22 protein-coding genes are annotated in these 22,603 nt (G+C 63.5%); 16 read left to right on the top strand and 6 right to left on the bottom strand.

What is annotated here, in order from left to right:
* Window positions 1-33: 33 nt before the first annotated feature.
* Entirely contained in the window at window positions 34-633 is a 600-nt protein-coding gene (hxlB, locus tag QMK22_RS02175) for a 6-phospho-3-hexuloisomerase (protein WP_283495982.1), read from the bottom strand.
* Between the two features lie 283 nt (window positions 634-916).
* On the opposite strand from hxlB, the gene QMK22_RS02170 reads away from it, so the two are divergent.
* The 10 genes from QMK22_RS02170 to QMK22_RS02125 all read left to right on the top strand — a co-directional run bounded on the left by QMK22_RS02170 (window position 917) and on the right by QMK22_RS02125 (window position 11,416).
* Window positions 917-1,678, top strand: coding sequence for a FadR/GntR family transcriptional regulator (locus QMK22_RS02170; RefSeq protein ID WP_283495981.1), 762 nt, complete (start codon window positions 917-919; stop codon window positions 1,676-1,678).
* Entirely contained in the window at window positions 1,675-2,388 is a 714-nt protein-coding gene (locus tag QMK22_RS02165; RefSeq protein ID WP_283495980.1) for a cache domain-containing protein, read from the top strand. Before QMK22_RS02170 ends, QMK22_RS02165 begins: the two co-directional genes overlap by 4 nt.
* A 418-nt stretch (window positions 2,389-2,806) precedes the next feature.
* A complete protein-coding gene (locus QMK22_RS02160) occupies window positions 2,807-4,300 on the top strand; it encodes an APC family permease (RefSeq protein ID WP_283495979.1) in 1,494 nt (497 codons plus the stop codon).
* Between the two features lie 64 nt (window positions 4,301-4,364).
* A complete protein-coding gene (locus tag QMK22_RS02155) occupies window positions 4,365-5,597 on the top strand; it encodes a cation:proton antiporter (RefSeq protein ID WP_283495978.1) in 1,233 nt (410 codons plus the stop codon).
* A 208-nt stretch (window positions 5,598-5,805) separates the two neighbouring features.
* On the top strand, window positions 5,806-6,183 hold the full coding sequence (locus tag QMK22_RS02150) for a cupin domain-containing protein (protein ID WP_283495977.1): 378 nt from the start codon (window positions 5,806-5,808) through the stop codon (window positions 6,181-6,183).
* A gap of 5 nt (window positions 6,184-6,188) precedes the next feature.
* Window positions 6,189-6,674 carry a dimethylamine monooxygenase subunit DmmA family protein gene (locus QMK22_RS02145; RefSeq protein ID WP_283495976.1) on the top strand — a complete coding sequence of 162 codons (486 nt, stop codon included), beginning with the start codon at window positions 6,189-6,191 and terminating at the stop codon, window positions 6,672-6,674.
* The gene (locus QMK22_RS02140; protein ID WP_283495975.1) at window positions 6,671-7,648 is read left to right on the top strand and encodes a PDR/VanB family oxidoreductase; all 978 of its coding nucleotides are present in this window, start codon (window positions 6,671-6,673) and stop codon (window positions 7,646-7,648) included. Before QMK22_RS02145 ends, QMK22_RS02140 begins: the two co-directional genes overlap by 4 nt.
* Window positions 7,645-8,646 (top strand): heme-dependent oxidative N-demethylase family protein, encoded by a 1,002-nt coding sequence (locus tag QMK22_RS02135; RefSeq protein WP_283495974.1) that lies wholly within the window; start codon window positions 7,645-7,647, stop codon window positions 8,644-8,646. Before QMK22_RS02140 ends, QMK22_RS02135 begins: the two co-directional genes overlap by 4 nt.
* 57 nt (window positions 8,647-8,703) lie before the next feature.
* The gene (locus QMK22_RS02130; RefSeq protein WP_283495973.1) at window positions 8,704-10,635 is read left to right on the top strand and encodes a primary-amine oxidase; all 1,932 of its coding nucleotides are present in this window, start codon (window positions 8,704-8,706) and stop codon (window positions 10,633-10,635) included.
* A gap of 127 nt (window positions 10,636-10,762) precedes the next feature.
* The gene (locus tag QMK22_RS02125; protein ID WP_283495972.1) at window positions 10,763-11,416 is read left to right on the top strand and encodes a DUF5134 domain-containing protein; all 654 of its coding nucleotides are present in this window, start codon (window positions 10,763-10,765) and stop codon (window positions 11,414-11,416) included.
* A 27-nt stretch (window positions 11,417-11,443) separates the two neighbouring features.
* On the opposite strand, the gene QMK22_RS02120 is transcribed toward QMK22_RS02125, so the two are convergent.
* Window positions 11,444-12,835: an APC family permease gene (locus QMK22_RS02120; protein ID WP_283495971.1), complete on the bottom strand. Its 1,392-nt coding sequence runs from the start codon at window positions 12,833-12,835 to the stop codon at window positions 11,444-11,446.
* 11 nt (window positions 12,836-12,846) lie between these two features.
* A complete protein-coding gene (locus tag QMK22_RS02115) occupies window positions 12,847-14,511 on the bottom strand; it encodes an amidohydrolase (protein WP_283495970.1) in 1,665 nt (554 codons plus the stop codon).
* A 107-nt stretch (window positions 14,512-14,618) separates the two neighbouring features.
* Between QMK22_RS02115 and QMK22_RS02110 the strand changes: the two genes are divergently transcribed.
* The 3 genes from QMK22_RS02110 to QMK22_RS02100 all read left to right on the top strand — a co-directional run bounded on the left by QMK22_RS02110 (window position 14,619) and on the right by QMK22_RS02100 (window position 16,245).
* Window positions 14,619-15,242, top strand: a complete 624-nt coding sequence (locus QMK22_RS02110) for a TetR/AcrR family transcriptional regulator (protein ID WP_283495969.1) — start codon at window positions 14,619-14,621, stop codon at window positions 15,240-15,242.
* A 4-nt stretch (window positions 15,243-15,246) separates the two neighbouring features.
* Window positions 15,247-15,516 carry an acylphosphatase gene (locus tag QMK22_RS02105; RefSeq protein ID WP_283495968.1) on the top strand — a complete coding sequence of 90 codons (270 nt, stop codon included), beginning with the start codon at window positions 15,247-15,249 and terminating at the stop codon, window positions 15,514-15,516.
* 69 nt (window positions 15,517-15,585) lie between these two features.
* Complete coding sequence (locus QMK22_RS02100) at window positions 15,586-16,245, top strand: Pr6Pr family membrane protein (RefSeq protein WP_283495967.1); 660 nt, start codon at window positions 15,586-15,588, stop codon at window positions 16,243-16,245.
* A gap of 15 nt (window positions 16,246-16,260) precedes the next feature.
* Here the strand turns inward: QMK22_RS02100 and QMK22_RS02095 are convergent, their stop codons facing one another.
* A complete protein-coding gene (locus QMK22_RS02095; protein ID WP_283495966.1) occupies window positions 16,261-17,676 on the bottom strand; it encodes a flavin monoamine oxidase family protein in 1,416 nt (471 codons plus the stop codon).
* Between the two features lie 250 nt (window positions 17,677-17,926).
* Here QMK22_RS02095 and QMK22_RS02090 point away from each other — a divergent pair, with 250 nt between their 5' ends.
* Genes QMK22_RS02090 through QMK22_RS02080 form a run of 3 tightly spaced genes read left to right on the top strand, consistent with a single transcriptional unit; the run spans window position 17,927 to window position 19,991 of the window.
* Window positions 17,927-18,280, top strand: coding sequence for a GntR family transcriptional regulator (locus tag QMK22_RS02090; RefSeq protein WP_283495965.1), 354 nt, complete (start codon window positions 17,927-17,929; stop codon window positions 18,278-18,280).
* The gene (locus tag QMK22_RS02085) at window positions 18,277-19,218 is read left to right on the top strand and encodes an ABC transporter ATP-binding protein (protein WP_283495964.1); all 942 of its coding nucleotides are present in this window, start codon (window positions 18,277-18,279) and stop codon (window positions 19,216-19,218) included. Before QMK22_RS02090 ends, QMK22_RS02085 begins: the two co-directional genes overlap by 4 nt.
* Window positions 19,215-19,991, top strand: a complete 777-nt coding sequence (locus QMK22_RS02080) for a hypothetical protein (protein ID WP_283495963.1) — start codon at window positions 19,215-19,217, stop codon at window positions 19,989-19,991. Before QMK22_RS02085 ends, QMK22_RS02080 begins: the two co-directional genes overlap by 4 nt.
* Window positions 19,992-20,017: 26 nt before the next feature.
* Here the strand turns inward: QMK22_RS02080 and QMK22_RS02075 are convergent, their stop codons facing one another.
* Window positions 20,018-20,821, bottom strand: coding sequence for an SDR family oxidoreductase (locus QMK22_RS02075; RefSeq protein WP_283495962.1), 804 nt, complete (start codon window positions 20,819-20,821; stop codon window positions 20,018-20,020).
* A gap of 133 nt (window positions 20,822-20,954) precedes the next feature.
* The gene (locus QMK22_RS02070) at window positions 20,955-22,565 is read right to left on the bottom strand and encodes a DUF7059 domain-containing protein (protein ID WP_283495961.1); all 1,611 of its coding nucleotides are present in this window, start codon (window positions 22,563-22,565) and stop codon (window positions 20,955-20,957) included.
* Window positions 22,566-22,603 lie beyond the last annotated feature (38 nt).

The raw sequence follows: 22,603 nt of genomic DNA, 5'->3' as shown, positions 1-22,603 counted from the left end.
TTGCGGTGGGGTGGGAAAACTTTGAGGCCTCGGTTATTCGAGGTTGGCGTGCCGGAGCCAGAGCTGTTCGGCCGGTTCGTCGGCGTTGTCCCAGAGCGACTGGAAGACGGCCTCGGTGGCGAGGAAGAGCACCTGTTCAAACAGGGATCCGGAGTACTGGCGAGAAACGCTGGAGCCGTGGTCGGTCTTCTGCACGGCGGGAATGATCACCAGGGCGTCGGCGAGTGCAGCGAGCGGTGAGTCTGCGTTGGTCGTGAACGCGGCAATTCGCGCTCCAGCCTTGGCCGCTGTTTCGGCCGACTTGACCACGCCCGAGGTCGTTCCCGAGCCGGAGGCGACCAGAAGCAGGTCGCCGGCGCTGATTGCCGGCGTGGTGGTGTCGCCGGCGATGTGCACCGTCAGACCAAGGTGCATCAGCCGCATGCCGGCCATTCGCAAGACCAGGCCACTTCGACCCGCACCGGCGACGAATACCCGACCCGGCTGGCTGAGGAGGCCGGCGAGGTCGGCGACCTGTTGTTCGTCGATCTTCGCCGAGGTATCAGCGATCTCGTCCCTGACGAGCGACAGGTTGCGCGCAATGTCAGCTGCGGTGCTGTACCCGGTTCGTGTTGCATTTGCTGTCGGATTCACGATATGTCCCCTTCGATTCGGTCACTCGGCCGGGAGCGGCCGCAGGATGCTTTCTGGTTGTGATTCATAATCTCGAAGCGACGGGGCAGGGGTAACACTGTTTTCTGACGGTTCTGCCTACACCTTCGGATAGGGCCGTGGGCGTGGCGGCTACCGGAACCCTGAAAACTCTGGTGCTGAAGGTTTTATTGCATAGACTCTAAGAAAGAATCACAGTCCTTCTGTACCGGCCGGACTGCGTAATACGACTCCACCCGTCGCCCATATTCGAAAGCGCAGACTCTTGGTCATTCCGACCCCCTTCCAGTCGCAGATCTATCGCTCTCTGCCGGAAATCGAGCGGGCCGACGCGATCGTCGACAGAATCACCACGGCCATCCGTCTCGGCTTGCTCAAAGTCGGTGAACGCCTGCCACCCGAAGCCGCGCTGTCGGAAATGTTCGGGGTTGGCGGGGCGACTTTGCGCGAAGCTCTGGCGGAGCTGCGGGAGCAGGGGGTCGTCGAGACGCGTCGCGGTCGAAGCGGGGGAACCTTTGTGGTTACTCAGCCTCGGCCCCAGACCGACAGCATCCGGGAGTGGTTTCTCTCGACCTCCATTTCGGAGATACGCGACATCGGTGACGAGCAGGCAGCGGTAGCCGCCGCGATCATCCGTCTGGCCTGTGAGCGTGCCGAAGCACACGATGTCGAACGACTTCAGGAGCTGGCACGGGCATTGGTGTTGGCCACGAGTCCCGAAGGGCGCGCATTGGCTGACAGCCGGTTCCACATTGAGTTGGCCGTGTCTGCTCAATCACCGAGACTGGCCAATGCCGAAATTCGGCTGCAGGAAGAGACTGTTCAGCAGCTGTGGACCCCGATCGCCGCCGCACTTGACCCAGAGCCCGCAACTGCGGAACACTTGGAGCTCGTTCGAGCCGTGGCCCAGGACCAACCAGCGAAGGCCGGAAATCTGGTCCTTGAACACATCAGGAGAAACATTTATCACCTGATCGACACGAAGCTCACCCTCGGTTACGCCCGATCGAATCAGGATGCCCCATGAACCCGGACAGGGAAGTCGTACAGGCAGCTCATGCTCTTACACTGTGGTTCCGCGGCGTCTCCGTCGAGATCAATCACCTCAGCCGCAACGTCGCTTCCTTGCTTGAGTCTTCACTCGCCGGCCGGTCTACGGTAAACAAGGGCGCCCTGGTCGGACTAGAGGAACTCGCGCACGAGTTTCTGACCCGGAACGCATCCGCTATCGGTGCCGGGATGTTCTTCGCTACGGACTCGATTGATGAGGGCGGTCGACCGCGGGAGTGGTGGACCCGCGAGCCGGACGGTGCCCTCAAGCGGCTCGATTTTGACTCTACCCCTGGAAGTCGCCGATACTACGATTACGAGAAGCTCCCGTTCTTCTCGGCCGCCGCGTCGACGGGCGAGCAGACCCTCTGGGGGCCCTACGTCGATTACCTGGGCTTCGAGGACTACATTCTCACCGTCTCGGCACCGTTTTGGGTGCGGGGTCGCTTCATGGGAGTGGTGGGATGCGACATTCGGCTGAGGGATTTGGAACCACTCATAATGCCCACCCTGCGTCTCATTCATGACAATGCTGCCCTCATCAACGCCAGCAACCGCGTCATTCTCGGTAACTCCGGCATGTATCTCGTCGGCGAGCGGGTCAGGTCCGAATCTGCACACCAGCATCGACTGGCCCTGGACGTTCCCCATCTGGGACTGTCTCTGATTTACACCACCACGACGTAGGCGCCGCGCACGACCGCGAACACTTCAGGATGCCATTGGTCCGGTGCGGGTCACCGGCACGGGGTACTCGAGCGATGCCGGGGATCACACAGCCGAGTCGCCGCCGCCGGTGACGCACCTTCCGTCACCCCTTGCACGAAAAAAATAAAAATAAAAGCTATCGAAATTAAGCTTTAAGCATGTAACCTCTCCAATGATTTGATACATGCGGCGCGCGGGACGCGCTTTCCCCATGCGACTCATCATTCGTTTCGCCATCCGTCCGCTAACTCAGTGCGGCTGCGACTTCGTTAACTGAACTGAGAACTGGGTACTCGAGCGCCGCGTCAGGCGAGTCATTTTCATCCCCGAAAGGGACGACTCTGCGGGCACAAGCGCACCAATGAACCCCCCGACAATGAAGTTCAAGGGAGATCTAATGAGTGAAAATCGTTCGGATGAAGTCGATCATCTGAAAAGGTCCATCGACTGGAAACAGGGAATGGCCATCGCGCTGGGGGTGCCGTTGCTGATTTTGCCTTCCCTCGGCTATCTTCCGCTGTACGTATCCGCCGCGGCAATCGTGATCTGGGGGCTCTCAGTCCTTCAGGGATTTATGCAGAACGCCGCGTATGCCGAGATGGCCACCACCTTTCCCAAGGCCTCCGGCCTGCCCGGTTTTGCGCAGCATATTTTCCGCACCGAGGACCACCAGGGCAAGTACGACAAGGGCAAGCTGATCGGCGGTTTCACGGCCTGGAGCTACTGGTTTGGTTGGAGCCCGATTTTGGCGATTTTCGCCATCTTGGTCGGCGGCTACCTGCATGGCTTGTTTCCGGTGCTGGGCGAGACTTTCACCGAGTATCAGCTTTCATTACTGTCAGGCGTGGTGATCTTCTCCGCGGTGTTCGCGGTCAACTGGTTCGGCCTTAAGGACGGCGCCACCCTGGGTTATGTCCTGGCAGCCTTTTCTCTGATCCCACTCGTCATCTTGGCGTTGGCGCCTTTTGCCACCGGTCACGTTGATCTGGCCAACGTGACCAACAACTGGTTGCCGGCCGACTGGGCCTGGGATCTGCACCATGTATTGATTCTTTTTGGTGTCTTTGCCATCGCGCAGTGGAGTGCCTGTGCTTGGGAGACGGCGGCCATTTACGGCCCGGAGTACAAGAATCCGTCCAAAGACGTCCCCAAGGCGCTGCTTGCCGTGGGCATCATTTGCTTCCTCTTCTTTGTACTGGTGCAGACGGCCGTAATCGGTGTGCTCGGTGTTGACGGCGTTCTGGCCGAGCCGGTTTCGCCGCTGATTCCGGTGGCCCAGGCAGTCTTCGGTGGAGCGGGCTCCATGATCGCAATCATGATGTTGATTTTCGCCATGATTCTGATCATTCAAACGGCCTATCTGGGCTCATCCCGCGCCATGCACTCGATGGCGACGGAGGGTAACCTTCCCGCGTTCTTCGGCCGGACCAATCGTCACGGAACTCCGTTTGTGGCCATGGTGGTCATTGGAATCTTTAACCTGATCCTGATTTCCATGGGAAGTGCCGCAGCGATTCTGGCGGCCTCGGCGATTGGCTACACCTGCGCCAACGGCATCAGTTTGTTCGCCTATGTCCGGGCCAGGAAGCACCCCTCCTTCGCCAATTTGGATCGTCCCTTCGAAGCACCGAAGGGCTGGAAGAATGTTGCACTGACCTTTGGCCTGTTCAATGTTCCCCTGTGCCTCGTCGGAGTGGTCTATCTGAACAGCTTGGAGATCGGCTGGGCGTCGACGTGGGTTGGTTTCATCGTGTTGGGACTCTACATACCCATCTGGTTCTATACCCAGCACCGGGCTCGTCGTTCGACCGGCACAGCACCCGCGAGCGTGTCGTCTGGCCACGAGGCCCAGGACAACGATCCGCGCCGCCCGGTTGACGTAATCACCTAGAGACCGCGGGCAGGTCGCCATCGCGGCCTGCCCGCCCTCGAGATTTCGATCACGGATAGAGGCCATGGATCCGCTAGCCCTGAACCTCATTGAGCTGGGAGCCGTGGTGTTCAGCCTCGGCCTCCTGGCCAGACTGGCCGGGCAGATCGGCATGTCGCCGATCCCGTTCTATCTTCTCGGGGGACTCGCCTTCGGTACGGGCGGGTTGGTTGAGTTGGAGGGCATGAAACAATTCGCGCATCTCTCCGGCGAGATCGGCGTTATCCTGCTGCTGCTCATGCTCGGTCTGGAATATTCAGCGTCTGAGCTCTTCACCGGACTGCGAAGTTCCTGGCGGGCCGGCGCGATCGACCTGCTGTTGAATTTTCTCCCCGGAGCAGCACTCGCCGTCCTGCTGGGCTGGGGCCCGGTCGGCGCGATGGTGATGGGCGGAGTCACCTACATCTCCTCATCGGGCATCGCAGCAAAGGTGATGACGGATCTCGGGCGGCTGGGCAACCGCGAAACCCGGGTGGTGATCTCACTTTTGGTCTTTGAAGACCTGACTATGGCTGTCTACCTGCCTATTCTGACCACCATCCTTGCCGGTGCCGGTTTTCTCGGCGGGCTCACAACGGTAGGCATCGCTTTGGCCGTGGTGAGTCTCATCCTCGCGGTTGCCTTGCGCCACGGCCATCACATCTCCAGGGTCGTGCAGAGCGAGAACGCCGAAGTGTTCCTCCTGAACATTCTGGGCGCGGCCCTGCTCGTTGCCGGATTGGCCTCGGCCATGCACGTATCGACCGCGGTGGGGGCGTTCTTACTCGGCATCGCGATCTCCGGTGCCACATCGCACAGTGCCACGCGCCTGCTCACACCGCTGCGGGATTTATTCGGAGCGATCTTTTTTGTGGCGTTCGGATTGAATACCGATCCCGCGTCCATTCCGCCCGTGCTCGGCTGGGCGCTCGTACTCGCCCTGGTCACCACTGCCAGCAAAATGGCCACCGGCAGCTGGGCTGCGAAGCGCCTGGGCATTGACCGCCCTGGGCGTCTCCGCGCTGGAGCGGCACTCATCGCTCGCGGGGAATTCTCGATTGTCATCGCCGGACTGGCAATCGCGTCCGGCGCCGTCACCCAGGAACTGGCGGCAATGGCGACTGCCTATGTGCTGATCATGGCCATTATCGGCCCACTGGCGGCCCGATATGTTGAACCGCTGACGGAGAGGCTGCTCCCTGCAGCGAGCGTAGCGAAGGCGGTGCGCTGGAACCTCGGCTGGCTACGGCTGGTCGCCGGCCCGCGCCGACCCTGGTAGCTGCGCCGCCCTCATTGCGGGAGCGACGCCAACGGTCGCGAGGACGACTTTGGGATTCGCCGGGGGCGCAAACGAGCGAAAAACGGGATCCAGGAATTCTTCAGATTTTTTTCTAAAAAAGACTGGACTAGATGAATTAGGTGCCGTAGCTTTGCATCACATCAGAAGAGCTCGGACTCGAACCCTTCACAAACTCATAGGAGAGATCATGGAAACCGTATTGGGCACCCTCACCAAGGCCGGCGCCATCTACAAGGTCGAAGGCGGTTACCTCGACCTGCCGACGATGAACGAACCCGGCTGCGACGCCGCCATCGGCGACTCCCTCTCCAACCCGGAAGGGTCGGTGATGAGCGCCGGATTCTTCGAACTCAAGGCATCCGAGCCCCTCGTCTACACCTACACCTACGACGAGATGAAGGTCGTCATCAAGGGCGAATTCATCCTCACCGACCAGTCCACCGGCGAAGTGACCCGCGCCACCGAGCGCGACGTACTCTTCTTCCCCAAGGGCACCACCGTCAAATTTGAAACCCCCGACTACGCTCTCGGGTTCTTCGCCGGCGACCGCACCTTCGCACCCTAACCACCATGCGCACCGCATCCACGTCGCCGGCAACAGGCACCGGCTGCGAACCAGGCTTCCGCGGAGTCATCTGCGTGTCGTTCGACACCGCCGATGCTCTCAAGGATTACGCCACCGCTGGTGTGTCCCGGCACGACCTCTGCTTTACGTCCGCAACCCCGGACGCCCTCGCAAACCTGAGGTCGGCACTCGGACGCTCGCGCGTCGGTGTGCGTGTCGTGTTGGCCGGTCCTCCGGCCGACGTGCATGCTGCAGCATCCGTCGCCGCGGAATGTGGCCTGGTGGACGAAGAGATGACCCTACGGTGCAACGAGGTCGGACCCCGGGTGATCTTCTGCGGACACTGCCACACCTCCACTACAACCGATCACCCGATCGGTACGAATGTGGACTGTCAGGGCTGCGGCACGACCCTGACCTTCACCGACCACTTCTCCCGCCGGGTGGGCGGGTACCTGGGATTCTCAGCTCATGCCGAGGAGGCAGCATGACCGCGACGGCGCTCCAAACGAAGGTCCAACCGGTGTTGGAAGGAACCCTCCAGCTGGAGGTGACCAACGTCAGTGCCCAGACGGACTCGATCACCAGCATCTCCTTTGGTGATCCGCTGGGCGAACTGCTGCCGTGCTACGTACCGGGGAGCCATCTCGTGGTGCAGCACGCAAGCGGCGCCAACGCCTATTCGCTCACCGGCTCAGGCAGTGCTCCGACGGAATACAGCATCTCCGTGCTGCGAGTCGAAGGCGGTTCCGGCGGATCCTTGGCCATGCACGCGCTCGCGGTGGGTGACCGTGTTCAGGTTTCGCACCCCCGCAGCGCTTTCGCCCCGGCGGCAACAGCGAAGCATCATCTGCTTATCGCGGCAGGAATCGGCATCACACCGGTGCTCTCGCACGCTCGGTACGCGGCCGAATGGGGCGCGTCAGCATCCCTGATCTACGTGCACCGCCCCGGAACGGGGGCGCACGTTGCGGAGGCACGCGCGCTACTGGGAGCTGGCCTGACGGAATGCCTGGATCGCGGCAGTTTTCAGGAGGTTCTCACCCGAAAGCTCACGACCCAGAAGCTCGGTACTCACCTCTATGTCTGCGGTCCGACTGCCTTCATGGACAGTGTGCTCGAGCAGGCCCACGATCTCGGCTGGCCCAAGGGGTTGCTGCATTCGGAAGCATTTTCCGGTGCGGCGCTGGACGATGGCGAACCCTTCACGGTGAACCTTGCCCGTAGCGGAGTCACATTGAGCGTTCCGACCGGTGTTTCTTTGTTGGAAACCCTCGAAAACGCGGGGCTGAGCATTCCGAATATGTGCCGCAAAGGCATCTGCGGCGAATGTTCCGTGCCGGTGCTGGCTGGGAACCCTCTGCACCGAGATCTCTACCTGACCGACCAGGAAAAAGAAGACAACGCCGCCATGATGTGCTGTGTCTCCCGCAGCCTGGACAACGAATTGGAGCTGGACCTGTGAGTACTGTCATCAATGACACTGTCCGGGACGCCGACGTGCTTCCCGAACGGATCAAGCACTTTCCCTTTCCGTTTTCCGGCGACATCTACCGCTACAGCGCCAATGTCGAACCGTCCCGCAAGGAAGTCCCGACAGAAGCGGGCGCCTGGGGCGGCCGCCTGCTCCACATCGACGAACACTATCTTGCCGAGCTCAAGGAACGTGACGAGGTGCTGGATCGGGATCCGTCCCGGCTCCAAGTGCTCCCCCACATGCGACCCGCCGTGTGGGACGCCATTTGCACACTGCTGCCCGCCCTGGCCCAGGAATACCCCGACACCGTATCGTTCACCCGCGAAGGAAACGTCTGCCGCTGGCGCAACTCTCTGCAGAACCTCGACGTGCAGTTCACCGTCGGCGACGACAGTTCGCTGCCGATGGGTCCATTGCGGTTTCTGGGCAGCCAGATTCAGGACGATCTGGTCTTTCTCGACCACCGACAGGATGCGCTGTGGCTCGATGCGGGAGTGGTCACCTTCGCCGCCGACTGGTCTGTTGGATTCGACGTCGGCATGAAATTTCTGGAGGTCCATCACCCCGTTCCACGGGTGAAGGAAGAGAAGATCGTCAGCCGCGCGGAGCAGTTCTTGATGCGGCTCCAGCCGGGGGAACAGTACCGCAGAACCAACTGGACCCTCACCATCGACCGGCGTCTGGACACGTCCACCGAGACCTACCCCAACTGGGCTCATGACCGCACCACCATTGCCGACGATCCCGCCCTGCCGGACCGGCTCCACCTCCGGGTAGAAATTCAGCACATGATTCGTCTCCCGCACTCCGGTGCCGTGCTGTTCATGATCCGGAGCTATCTACTGCCCCTGCGGGATATTGCCCGCGTACCCGTCTGGCGGGAGAACATGGGCCGCGTGCTGGCCGAGCTCCCAGACGATATGGCCGAATACAAGGGAATCATCAACTACCGCAAAGCGGCGTCCGACTGGTTGCTGGCCAACTAATCACCCTCAGCTTTATTGCCTTCCAGAACCTGCAGAATCAACCAAGGAGAGAGAACCATGACCATCAGCATTGAAACTCAGACCGTTGTCGGGGCACACCCGCTCGATCCGCTGTCCCGCGCCGAGATTACCCGGGCAGTCGCCATCCTCAAGAATGGGCCTGCGGCAGCCGAGACGTTCCGCTTCATCAGCGTTGAGCTGCGCGAACCGTCCAAGCATGCCCTCCGAGCCGGCAGTGAAACCGAGCGCGAAGCAGACTCGGTGCTCATCGACCGTGGCACGGGGAACGCGTTCGAAGCCATCGTCAACCTCGACGCCGGCATTGTCTCGAAGTGGACGCAGTTGGCTTCCGGCGTTCAGCCGCCGTTCATGCTGGACGAGTTCGCCGAGTGCGAGATCAACTGCAAGAAGGACCCGCGCGTCGTGGAGGCACTTGCTGCCCGCGGCCTGACCAACCTCGACCTCGTCTGCTTTGAGCCCTGGTCGGTCGGCTGGTTCGGCGAAGACGCGCAGGGACGACGTCTGATGCGCGCCCTCGTCTTCGTGCGGCAGGATCCTGATGACAGCCCCTATGCCCACCCGATCGAGAATTTCGTCGTCATCTACGACCTCAGCTCGGGCACCGTAGCCAGGGTGGAAGACGCCGAGGCTATCCCGGTCCCCGCAGCCGCAGGCAACTACCTGCCCAAGTATGTCGGGCCGGCCCGCACCGACCTCAAGCCCATTTCCATCACCCAGCCCGAAGGCGCGTCCTACACGGTGACGGGCAACCACGTGCAGTGGGCCGACTGGTCCTTCCGCGTCGGTTTCACGCCCCGCGAAGGCCTGGTGCTGCACCAGCTCAAGTTCCGCAACAAGGGCACCGACCGCTCCGTCATCAACCGTGCGTCACTGGCCGAGATGGTCGTTCCATATGGTGACCCCGCTCCCGTGCAGGCCAAGAAGAACGCCTTCGATTCCGGCGAATACAACATCGGCAACATGGCTAATTCGCTCAAGCTCGGCTGCGACTGCCTCGGCGAGATCAAGTACTTCGATGGCATCACCACCGACAGTCACGGCAACCCGATGACCATCGAGAACGCCATCTGCATGCACGAAGAAGACGACAGCATCATGTGGAAGCACTTCGACTTCCGCGAGGGCACCGCTGAAGTGCGACGCAGCCGCAAGCTCGTGATCTCCTTTATCGCGACCGTCGCCAACTACGAGTACGCGTTCTACTGGCACCTCTTCCTAGACGGCAGCATCGAGTTCCTGGTCAAGGCCACCGGAATTCTGTCGACAGCCGCCCAGAACCCGGGCGAGAAGACCCCGTATGGTCAGGCCTTGAACAACGACGGACTCTACGGCCCCATCCACCAGCACCTCTTCAACGTGCGGATGGACTTCGAGGTCGACGGTCCGCTGAACTCCGTCTACGAGGTGGACACCGAGACACCGGCCGACAACCCCACCTTCACCGCTTTCCGCGCGGTTGATCGACTGCTGGAAACCGAGCAGGCGGCAATTCGCAAGGCGGACAGCTCCAAGCACCGCTTCTGGAAGGTCGCCAACCGCGACAGCAAGAACCTGGTGAACGAATCGGTGGCCTACCGTCTCATCCCCACGAACGCCATCACCCTCGCCGCCGACGAACGCTCGCACGTGAGTCAGCGCGCCCAGTTCGCCCGCAACAACCTGTGGGTCACCGCGTACGACCGGGCCGAGCGTTTTCCCGCTGGCGAGTTTCCGAACCAGAGCACCGGCGGCGATGGCCTCCCCGCCTGGACCCTCGCTGACCGCAACATCGTCGACCAGGACCTCGTGGTCTGGTACACCTTCGGAATGCACCACGTGGTGCGCCTCGAAGACTGGCCCGTCATGCCCCGCCAGAACATCGGCTTCATGCTCGAACCGCACGGCTTCTTCGACGAGAACCCCACCCTCAACCTCCCCACCTCGGAGGAGATCGCGACCAACACCGGAACGTGCTGCAGCGGACACTGAACCGACGGTGACCCTGGACCACCCCAGGGTTGAAGCTGAAACAAAACAAGCGGTCCCCGGTGCGGTTGCAGCCGCACCGGGGACCGCTTCCATACCTATCCGCTATCCAGTGGAGAGAGTGAACCCCGTGTTCGATCTTCCTGCACTTACCTGGACGCTCACAGCCGTTCTACTACTCAGTGGATGCTATTACGTTGTGCAGGCGATCCGGTCGCGTCAGATCACGAGCCGAGTCAACAACGGCCTCAGCGCCCTCATGAACGTCGTGATGGCTTCGATGATGTGGCATCTCGGGGCCACGACCATGCTGGCTCAAATCGCAGTTCTCACCGTGGCGGCACTGTGGTTTTTGCTGCAGGCGGTCGCCCGACCGGAACTCAAAATACTCTGCGCCAGCAGCCACGGCCGGCTGAAATGCGCGTACCACACCTTTGCAATGGCCAGCGCTGCTGTGATGGTCGCCCTGATGATGGGCCACCTGACGACCGCCGGTTCTTCAGGCCTGGCTGCGGGCACAATGTCTATGTCGGGTGGGCACCACTCGATGGCGGCAACACCCCAAAGCGCCGGTACAGCCGCGCTGGATCACTCACCTGACCTGGCGACGGTGTTGGCTCTGACCTTCGGTGCTGCAGCGATCGTATTTTTGGTTTTGCTCGTGCGTTGGCAGGTAACGAAATCTGCTCCCCGCATTGCGGCTCCACACAATTCCGTGCGCGCGGATCACGGGTTTGAAGCCGTCGGCGCCGCGGTCATGGCCATCATGTTTGCTGCAATGTAGCCAGTCAGGCGGCGTGCGGTCGACCGACTAGTCCTTAAGGTCGAGCATCGGCGTCGGTCGGCGAAATCCGCGGGTGAGCACGAGCAGGTAAACGAAACCGACCGCGAGCCAGATCAGACCAACGATGAGCGCCCGCGGCGACAGGCTGGTCCACAGCCAGAGGGTGAGCACAACGCCCACGCTCGGCACGATCAGGTAGTTGAGCAGGCGGCTGCCGCGGCGCAGGTGTTCGGCGACGAAATAGTGTTTGATCACCGAGAGGTTCACCGCTGTGAACGCGATCAGGGCGCCGAAACTGATCATCTCGGCGAGCAGGCCCAGATCGATCACGAGGGCGAGAAGCGACACGATCGAGACAATGACGATCGCAATCACCGGCGTACCGAACCGGGAGCTGATGCGCCCGAAGAACCGGGTCGGAAGCACGCCGTCGCGACCCATGGCATACAGGATTCGTGAAACGGATGCCTGGGACGTGAGCGCGGACCCGGCCGCGCCGGCCACGTACGCGGCCGTGAAAAACGCCACCAGAAATTGTCCCCCGACGACGCCGACCACGTCGAGGGCTGCCGAATCGACGCTCGAAAACGCGTGGCTGGGGAGCACCAGGTGGGCAAGGTAGGACAAGCCGACGAAAATAACCCCGGCGGCGATGGTGACGATCATGATCGCCCGCGGCAGGTTCTTTTTCGGATCGCGGGTTTCTTCGGCGAGGGTGGAGACCGAGTCGAAGCCGAGGAACGACAGGCAGAGCACGGCGGCGCCGGCGGCGAGCGGTGCAAAGCCGGGAGCATCGCCGGTACCGTTGAATGGGGCGAGCAAATCGAGGCTGGCGCCACGGCCGATCGACACGATCGCGAGGGCAACGAATACGACGATGAAGATGGTCTGCACGGCGATGATCACGATGCTGGCCCGGGTGACCGAGACGATGCCGACGATGTTGAGCACGGTGACGAGGATGATGGTGGCCAGCACGAAGGTCCACGCCGGCAGGGCGGGGAACGCCGCGTTGAGGTAGATCCCGATCACCAGGTAGTTGATCATGGGCAGAAACAGGTAATCGAGCATCAACGACCAGCCGGTGAGAAAGCCAATCCCCGGTCCGAAGCTGCGTTGTGTGTAGGTATAGGCCGATCCGGCAAACGGAAACGCGCGCGCCATATGTCCGTAGGCCCGCGCGGTGAACACCATCGCGACGAGGGTGATCAGGTACGCCATCGGCAGTCGGCCACCGGTCATCTGGGTGACGATGCCGTAGGTGGTGAACACGGTGAGCGGCACCATGTAGACCAGGCCGAACAATACGAGCGATGGCACACCGAGAACACGCCGAAGCTGCGCGGTGCTCGCTCCGGTGCTCGCTCCGGTGGTCGCGGAGGTGGCTGAACCGTGGGAGGAATTGGTCTTCGTTGACATAGCTATTCCCTTCAGATTGCGGTGAATTCGGCGGACAGAGCCGGGAGGGTTTTGGTTGCGGCCAGGTAGGTTGCCGTTCCGGCCAGATAGGTGGCGTGCACCGCGATCTGGGGCAGGTCGGCGGCCGGCGTGGTGCGCGGGTCGGCCGCTAACCAGACCAGGTCGGCGCTCGCACCGACCTCGATGACGCCCCACGGGGAATCCGTCTGGTCGGCGAAGGCCTGCCGCGCGACCCCGCTCGTGTAGGCGGCGAGGGCTGTCTCTGCATCGAGGCGTTCGGCGGGGGTCCAGCCGCCAGCCGGCTTCCCCTCCACTGTGGTGCGGGAGATAGCAACACCGAGACCGTCCAGTGGTGCCGCCGAAGAGCAGGGCCAATCGGACCCGAACGCGAGGGTGGCCCCGGATTCGGCGAGGGTACGCAGCTGATACTGCCGGTCGGTGCGGTCAGGACCGAGGCGCGGCACGGTGAGCACGGTCATCAACGCGTCGAGCTGGGCCCAGAACGGCTGCATGACGGCGACCACGCCGAGTTGCGCGAATCGAGCGAGGTCGCTCGCGCTGGCAAGCTGCACGTGCGCGATCACCGGGCGGCGGTCCCTGGCCGGATTGACCCGTTCGGCGTGCTCGATGGCGTCGAGCGCCTGCCGTACCGCGGCATCGCCGATGGCGTGCAGGTGTGGTTGGAAGCCGGCCGCATCGACCAGGGCGACCGCGTCGGAGAGCTGCTGCGGCTGCCAAAGCAGCATGCCGTGGTCATGCATGCCCGAGCAATACGGTTCGAGCAGGGCGCCGGTCTCGTTCTCCACGACTCCGTCGACGAAGAACTTGACGCTGTTGGCCGTGAGCAGCGGATGCCCCAACCGGAGAACGCGTTCCCGCGCGTCCAGCAGGTCGGAAAACGACCCGGGAAAGTGACGCGGGTCGGCCAGCAAGGCCAGATTGACCCGAGTTGACAGGGCTCCACTCGCGGCCGCTTCAAGGTAGACGTCAATATCGTTCGGCTCAACCCAGGCGTCTTGCACCCAAGTCACGCCGAGGCTGGCGAAGTGGGCGGTGGCCCGGCGCAGCGCGTCGACCCGGTGGTTGTCACAGAAGCCCGGACTCACCGCATTCATCAGGTCGACCGCGCCCCATTCGCGCAGCACGCCCAGCGGGCTTCCGTCGGCGCGGCGGGGAATTTCGCCGAGCGCCGGCTCGGGGGTCTCGGCGCTGATTCCGGCCAACTCGAGGGCCCGGGAGTTGCACCACAGCGTGTGGTAGTCCCAGGCGCGCAACACGACCGGGCGGTCGTTGACGGCCTCGTCGAGCCAGCGGGCATCGAACAAGCCGCCAGGGGCGAACGATCCGTCGTAGGACGCACCGTGAATCCAGTCGAGGTCGGGGTTCGCCTCGGCGTAGCGCCGCACTTCGGCGACGATGTCGGCCACGCTCGCGCAGGCGCGAATGTTGGGACCATTTTCTTCCAGGCCGCCGAATACCGGATGCGCGTGACCTTCTCCGAATGCGGGCATAAGAAAACCGCCGGCCAGGTCGATAACCGTGGTGTCAGCATCCGCTGCAGCCTGGGCGGCAGTGCCAATCGCCGCGACGCGACCATCGATCACGGAGAGGGCGCTTTCATCGGGCTGAAGCGGCCCCATCCAGACGGTTCCATTGGTGAAGAGGGTGGATGTCACGCTGTCGTCTCCTAGCGTTTGGCAAAATACGAACAATGTTCGTATTGAGTACAGTACGGTTTAGAGCGGGAAATGGAAAGCTTTTTTTCTGAGGAGATTTCATGGCAATGACCAGTCGACAGATCGCCGTCGCCGCCCTCGATCTGGCCGAGACCCACGGCAGCGACGCCCTGACCATGCGTTCCCTGGCCACCCGGCTGAACCGGCGTCCATCGTCGTTGTACAACCACATCGGCGGCCGCGACGACCTGATCGAACGCATGCGCGCCCTCATCGTGGAAGAAATCGACACCAGTAGCTTTGCTACCGAATCATGGGACGTGGCCCTGATCAGCTGGGCACACTCTTACCTGGCCGCCTTCGCGACGCGGCCCAATTGCATCCGTCTCTTGGCGACGACCCCGGTCACCGACCCGTCAACACTGCGCATGTACGAAATTGTCGTCACGGCGCTCGGGCACGGCGGCTGGCCCAACGGCGAGGGGATTGCCGTTGTGCGCACGGTCGAAGCGCACGTGCTCGGCAGCGCCCTCGATCTGATCGCGCCGAGCAACCTGGCCGCGCTAGCGATAGTTCCAGTCGAGCTGGAGAACCTGCGTCGCAACCTCGACCCGGCGCACGCCGCACACGCCTCAGCGCGTTTTGCATTCGATCTCGGCATCACCGCGCTCGTGGACGGTCTACGCAGCCGCAGCGGGACTCGCGCGGCGGCGGCGCCCGGTACACAATAGTCGGGTGATTCGTAAACGAATTCTCGTACGCGGCGAGGTCCAGGGCGTCGGGTTTCGGTATCATTCCCGGGGCCAGGCACTGCGCCTCGGGCTGGTGGGGTACGTGCGAAACCGGCCAGACGGGTCGGTGGAACTCGAAATCGAGGGGCCGGAGGAATCCGTCTCGCGTATGCTGCGCTGGCTGCACACCGGTCCACGCTACGCCGTCGTGACCGCGCTCGAAGTGAGCGATGTCACTCCGACGGGCGAAGCGGAGTTTTTGATCACCCGCTGAGTTCGGAGGCAGCCCCGCGCTGGCGTAGCGTTACCGTATGACCGCGCGCACGAGCCCCGGGGAACGCGAATGACAGCGCGCACCGCGTTCGGTCTAGCGCGCCTGGGCCTGGCCACAGCGGGACTCGTCGCTTTGATCAACTATTTTGAGTACACCCTCGGTGTGACCACGTTTGCGATCGCCAACTTTTTCAGCTATTTCACGGTACAAAGCGCCATGGCCGCCGTGCTCGTGTTTCTGACGGCGGCCGTCGTTGCGTTGCGCCGACCGACCGACCCGGCCTGGCTCGACATGCTGCGGGCCATGGTGACGACCTACATTCTGGTCTCTGGCGTGGTCTACGGCATTATCGTGTGGCAGTCGTCCGCTGCACACTATTCAATCGAAGTGCCTTGGTCGAGCCAGTTGCTGCACTTCGTCATTCCGGTTTGCGCGCTCATTGATTGGATCGTGGACCCGTTCAAGGCCCGGCTGTCCTGGAAATATCTCGCCTGGGCCATCGTGTTTCCGGTGTTCTGGCTGGTCTTCACGCTGGTTCGGGGACCGATCGTACGCTGGTACCCGTACTTCTTTTTGGATGCCCGTCAGGTGAGCGGGCCCGGCGAGACGGTGTTCTTTTGCCTGATCATCGTGGCGATCATCACCGGAATTGCGGCGCTGCTCACCTGGATCACCCGGTTCAAGCGCACGCCGCGGCACCTGCGCGCACCGTGGCCTGCGACCGACTGACGTCCGGGGCCTGGACTATTCGGCAGCGTCGGGCACTGCGAGAAACGGTTCGAGCGCTGTGAGCGCCGCTGCCAGGAACGCGTCGTCATCGAGCGCGGAGAGGCGGGTTGCGTTTTCGGCGGCAACCATGCCCATCAGCACGGGTTCCCCGGTGAGCGGCATCATGTTGACCCAGAGGGGAAAGTCGGGGTCGTCCCCGACAACGGTCCACAGCTGAGCCTCGGTGTCCCAGAATGGCGTGTCGAAGCGCAACCACACCTTGTCGACGACCCCCATTCCGAGGGCTGCGATGGCCGCACGGTGCGCAAACGGCAGCGCCGGCGAGAATTCAATCGCCGCGTCCTGCAGCACTCCCAGGGGTACCGTGACGATGACGCGATCGGCCGATACCGACTCGCCGGTTCCGAGGCGCAGGCTCACACCGTCATCGTCGTGGGCAATGCGGTTGACCACGTTGGACAGCAACAGATCGAGGCCGTCTGCGTCGTGTGTGAGCAGGGTCGCATAGCCGCCGACGACGATCTTGTCGTCCTCGGCCCAGGCCAGGTCGCCGGTATACCAGGCCGATTGCAGGCTCGGCGTGGCACCGGTCTCAACCTTAAGCTTGGTGGCGATTTCGTATTCGAGCCAATCGGCATCCGAGAGGCCGTCGGCGTTGGGGGTTGTCGACAGGTCGGCTTCGCCGGAGTCGATCAGGGCGCGTTCCACCGAGACATCGCTCTGCTGTTCGGCCGCCCAGCGCAGTGCACCGGCGACGGCCTGAGCGCCGAGTGGTGAAGCGTCGACAACGGCACCGGCCCGGGTGCGCACCTCGGGTGCGGGTACGACGGGGATCAGGCTGACTCCGAGCGCGGTCAGCTCGTCGTCCAGAAAACTCTCCGAAGCGCCGCGCACGAACGAGGGTCCCCGTTCGATCGGGAACGGCCAATCGCCACGGACGGTATCGATGCGCCCGCCGATCCGGTCGCGCGCCTCGATTACTACGACATTGAAACCAGCATCCACGAGTTGACGCGCCGCAGCGATGCCGGCAATACCGGCACCGACGACGGTGATGCGTTCGTCGGGGCCGGCGACGTCCTTCACCCGGCTGGCGGCGAATTGTCCCGAAGTGCGTGCGCCGTCCACGGTGCCGGGCGCGTCGACCGCGGTCGCTTCACCGGCGAAGAACACCCGAGCGCCAACAGCCCCCCGCAGGGCAGCACGGTGCTCCGGGGTGGAGTTGACGGCGGCGTAGCTGAAGGATCCGCGCGAGAACGGGTCGGTCGACCAGTTGGTACGGGAGACGGCCAGCGGCTGCGGTACCAGCGAGGGGTTCACCGGGGTGGGCACCACGGATGGCGTCGGCACCGGCGCCGGCGCCACGCACGCGGCGAGGGCCAACACAGAAAAACCCGATGCCGTGCCGAGCAAAAAAGTGCGCCGCTTCACGATCGGTCCGGTCCGGGACGGCAAATCTCGGGCGCGGGCCCGCAGCTGTTCAGTCCGGCGCCAGTCATACGTCCAAACTACCGCAGACCGTCGCCGCGTCGAGGTTCGAGGGTTGACATTTTCGTCCGAAGGTACTTAGTTAGTTACATGACCAACTAACCAGCTAACCGACCGGCGGTCGGTGAGCGGGCCGCACCATCCACTGATTGAAAGCAGGCAGTCCTTGATTGAGGCGGGCAAACCGATCTTCATGCAAATCGCGGAGCAGATCGAGAACGACATCATCGATGGCGCCATCGAGGAGGAATCGCCGGTGCCCTCAACCAACGAATTCGCGGCATTTCACCGCATCAACCCGGCCACCGCGGGCAAGGGCGTCAACCGTCTGGTCGACGACGGCATTCTCTACAAGAGGCGAGGAATTGGAATGTTTGTAGCAACCGGGGCCCGACAACGACTCGTCGGCGCCCGCACCGAGCAGTTTCGAACCAACTTCGTTGGTCCGCTGCTCGACGAAGCCGCCAAACTCGGCATCACGCCCGAGCAGGTGGCCGACATGATCAAGAACCCGACAGCGACCGAGCGAAAGGCAAACAACTCATGACCCGCACTGACCCTGACACCGCCGTGCGCGTGGCCGGCCTCACCAAGAGATTCGGCACGTTCACCGCTATCGACGACGTGAGTTTCACGGTCGAGCGCAACAAGATTTACGGTCTGCTGGGTCGTAACGGCGCCGGCAAGACCACTCTCATGCAGCTGCTCACCGGGCAGCAGTTCGCTACGAGCGGCACCCTCGAGGTATTCGGCGCATCACCGGTGGAGAACGCCCGGGTGTTGCAGTCGCTGTGCTTCATCAAGGAAAGCCAGAAGTACCCCGACAGTTTTCGACCCGAACACGTGCTGGCGAGCGCGCCATGGTTTTTCGCCAACTGGGATGCCGCCTTCGCCGCCCGGCTCGTTGACGATTTTCGGCTGCCGTTGAACCGACCGATCAAGAAACTGTCCCGTGGGCAGCTGTCGGCGGTCGGTGTGATCGTCGGGCTCGCTTCGCGGGCACCGCTCACCTTCTTCGACGAACCCTATCTCGGCCTCGACGCGGTGGCGCGGCAGATCTTCTACGATCGCCTCCTCGAGGACTACGCCGAGCATCCGCGCACCGTGATTCTCTCCACCCACCTCATCGACGAGGTGAGCAACCTGCTCGAGCACGTCCTCGTCATTGACGAGGGTCGTATCCTCATGGATCAGGATGCCGAGCAGCTGCGCGGCTCCGCCAGTACCGTGGTCGGCAAGAAAACGGATGTCGATGCTTTCGTCGCCGGACGCGACATTATTTCCCGAGATGGCATCGGCGGGCTCGCCTCGGTGACCGTCAGCGGCCTGAGCGAGGCCGAACGCACAGCGGCCCGCGCTGCGGGGCTCGAACTCTCCCCCGTGTCGCTGCAGCAGCTCATCGTGCAGCGCACCACGAGCACCACGGGAAGCCCGACCACTCATGACGCTGTGACCGCGACCGATGCTTGGAGTACCCACTCATGACTGATTTAATGACCGGCACCGCGGCATCCGTTCACCCGCGCAGCGCTCCGACACGCATCTGGAACGTAGTGCGGCTGCACCTGGTCGACCGACGCACCTATATCGGTATCCCCTGGCTAATCGTGGGCATTGCCTTCGTGATCACCGTCTTCATCGCCCAGATCATCGGCTTCACCACGGGCGGCCTCGGCACCCCCGATGCCATCGAGGGCCAGCGGTATAGCTGGGCCGTGCTCTCGCCGCAGTGGTATCTGGTCGTGGTCGGCGTGCAGGCCATCTCCTTCGGGTTTCCCCTCGCGCTCGGTTTCGGCGTGACCCGCCGGGACTTCTACCTCGGCACCGCACTCCTGTTCGTGCTGATCTCGGCCGGCAACGCTCTGGCCTTTGCCGTGCTGACCCAGCTCGAGCAGCTCACCCACGGGTGGTGGCTGAACAGCTACATGTTCAACGCACTCTGGCTCGGTCTCGACGGTTTCTGGGTGGACGTGTTCTCGTTCTTCGTGATGCAACTTCTGGTGTTCTTCGTCGGTGCGTCGATCGCAACGATCTACATGCGCTGGCGGATGCCCGGGATGCTCGTGTTCTGGAGCGCACTCGCCCTGGCCATCGTTGGCACGATTATGCTGATCACCTTCACGAGCAGCTGGCCCACGGTTGCGATCTGGTTCGTCGCGCAGGGCATCGCCGGAATCTTCGCCTGGCTGCTCGTTCCGGCCGCACTCGCAGCCCTCGGCGGCTACCTGGCCCTGCGAAAAGCCACCCCCAAGAACTAACCGCCGCACGGAGTCTGCGGGAGGTGCTATTGGGGGCGGCGCTCTTCGGCCACGGCGTTGCCACCGTCTACGACGATCACCTGGCCGGTGACGTAGGCGGCGCCGGGGGACGCCAAGAAGGCGACAACGGATGCGACCTCCCCCGGTGTACCACTGCGTCCGGCCGGCACGAGCGCCCCTTCCAGAGCCTCGCTGGTGAGCTGGGAGCCGGTTCCGATCCACCCCGGGGCCACGGCGTTGGACGTGATACCGGCTCCGGCCTCGTCGACGGCGAGGGCCCGGGTCAGCCCAACCAGACCGGCCTTGGCCGCCGCGTAGGCAACGTCACCACGGCTGGCCATGATCGCGCCGCTCACACTGGACACCGTCACGATGCGGCCCCAGCCGGCCGCGCGCATGAAACCGATCACCGTGCGCGTGGCGTGAAAGGCCGTGGACAGGTTGATGGCGAGGCCGTGCTCCCACTCGGCGGGGCTGGTCAAAATGTCGCCGTGCCCCATCTCGGCGTCGCCGACAGCGACCATGCCGGCGTTATTGACCAGGATCGTCGGTTCGAGTCCGCTCGCGGCGAGCGCCACCTCCAGCCCGGCGGCCCCGGCGGCCGAGTCGAGGGTGCAGATGACTCCGCTGGCTTCGAGGCCGTCTGCGACTAGTTCGAGCGCGCGGTCGTGCACCCGCGCCGTCGTGCCGGTGAGGATCACCCGGGCGCCGAGTTCACCCAGCATCCGCGCTGCGGCAAAGCCGATGCCGGTGACGCTGCCTGCCCCGGTGACGAGCGCCGTGCGACCTGCCAGGTCGAAGGCGGCCGGAAGCGCTGGTGTAGTAGTCATGGCGTCAGGTTAGCGCCCCGCCCGCGCATAACTCCTGCAATTGGTGACCGGCGCCAAACGGATGCGCGGAATTCCGCCCAACTATTCTGACGCCTGTGCAAATTGCAGGAGTTACGAACGGGGGCGGCGGTGGCTAGACCGGCTCGGGCAGGCTCAGAAAGCCATCGACGAGCAGGCCACGCAGCTGCGGCAGCAGTTCGGCGACCAGAGCGGCCTCGTCGGCCTCGAGCAGCTGGGCGAGAGCGCCAATGATGGCCCCGACCGCGAGGTCGCCGTCGCAGGCGCCGACCAGACCGGCGAGGGCCGTGTCGAGCGGCACCGAGCGGCCGAATCCGCCGCCCTGGTGCAGCGTCATGAGCGTGGGATTTGGTTGGCCGGGCCAGTAGTGGCGTTCCTCGGTGACATCGGAAGCCACGGTGAGGCTCGTGCGCAGCAGGAGCGCGTCATCCGTTCGGGCCAGCCAATCGTGGGCCGCGAGGCACTCGGCCAGGTGGGCGCCGAGGCCCGCCGGATTGTGGCCGAGGGCATCGGGCATCCGTTCGAGGCGGCGCAGGGTGGGCGGAGTAGGCAGGCCGGTGGCGACGACATCGGTTCGACGCAGCACCAGGTAGCCGAACCCCACCCGGCGCACGCCGCGCGCTTCGAAGTCATTCAGCCAGGCGTTGTAGAGCAGGTCGAAGTCGGCGGTGCCGGGGCGAGTACCACCGTCCCGAATCCAGGTTTCGGCGTATTCGCCCGGCGACTGCACCTCACGCTCGATGATCCAGGCGTCCAACGACTCTCCGGCAACCGGCGTGAGCCACCGCTCGAGCCGGTCGAAGGCATCCGTGTCGTCGTGATACTCCCAGTTGCCGAGCAGTTGCACCACACCTCCGGGGCTCAGATGCGCGGCGGCGCCCCGCACCACGGCTTCGACCAGCGCATCGCCGACCATGCCGCCGTCGCGGTACTCGTAGCTCGGCACGTCAACGCCCCGCGGGGTGATCACGAACGGCGGATTCGAAATGATGTGGTCGAAACGCTCCCCCGCCACCGGCTCAAACAGGCTGCCGAAGCGAAACTCAATATTGTCGATGTCGTTGAGCTCGGCGTTGAGCGCCGCCAATTCGAGCGCGCGCACCGAAATATCGGTCGCGACGACGTGCTCGGCGTGCCGCGCGGCGTGCATGGCTTGAATTCCGCAGCCGGTGCCGATGTCGAGCGCCCGCGCCACGGGTGTCGGCATCATGAGGCCGCTGAGGGTGCGGGAGGCCCCGCCGATGCCCAGAACATGCGTTTCACCGAGCGGATGCCCGAGCGCCAGCTCCCCCAGATCACTCACGATCCACCAGCTGCCGGCACCGTGGGCGTCGACGAAGCTGTACGGGCGCAGGTCGACGAGCGGGCGCAGGAATGTTTCCGGCCCGGCCGAGTCTGTGGCGGTGGGGTTACCAACGAAAGCCACGAGGGCGAGCTCTTCCGCGCCCTTGGCCCCGAGTGTCGGCATTGCGGTGTCGAGGTCAGCGCGCGGTACCTGGTCGCCGAGCAGGAACAGCCGCGCGAGGGTCGCGGCGGGCTCGTTCCGGCCCAGCCTGGTGGCGAGCGCGGCGAGCGCGCGCTGGGCCGGGACCCGCTGGTTACGGCGGAGGGCGGCATCCGCGTCGATGCCCCACAATCCGGTCAGGCCCGGAACCGAGAAATGGGCGGCGGCAAGGTCGGAGCGCAGCCGGGAGATGAGGTCAGTGGTTATTGGTGCAGAAGTCACCCGTCTATTCAACTCGATCTGCGGCCGGAGCCGGCACC

The organism is Cryobacterium sp. PH29-G1 (assembly GCF_030063365.1).
In the GTDB taxonomy this organism is placed as follows: Bacteria; Actinomycetota; Actinomycetes; order Actinomycetales; family Microbacteriaceae; genus Cryobacterium.
The sequence above is the reverse complement of the archived record's forward strand: the minus strand, read 5'-3'. Positions and strand labels throughout refer to the sequence as shown.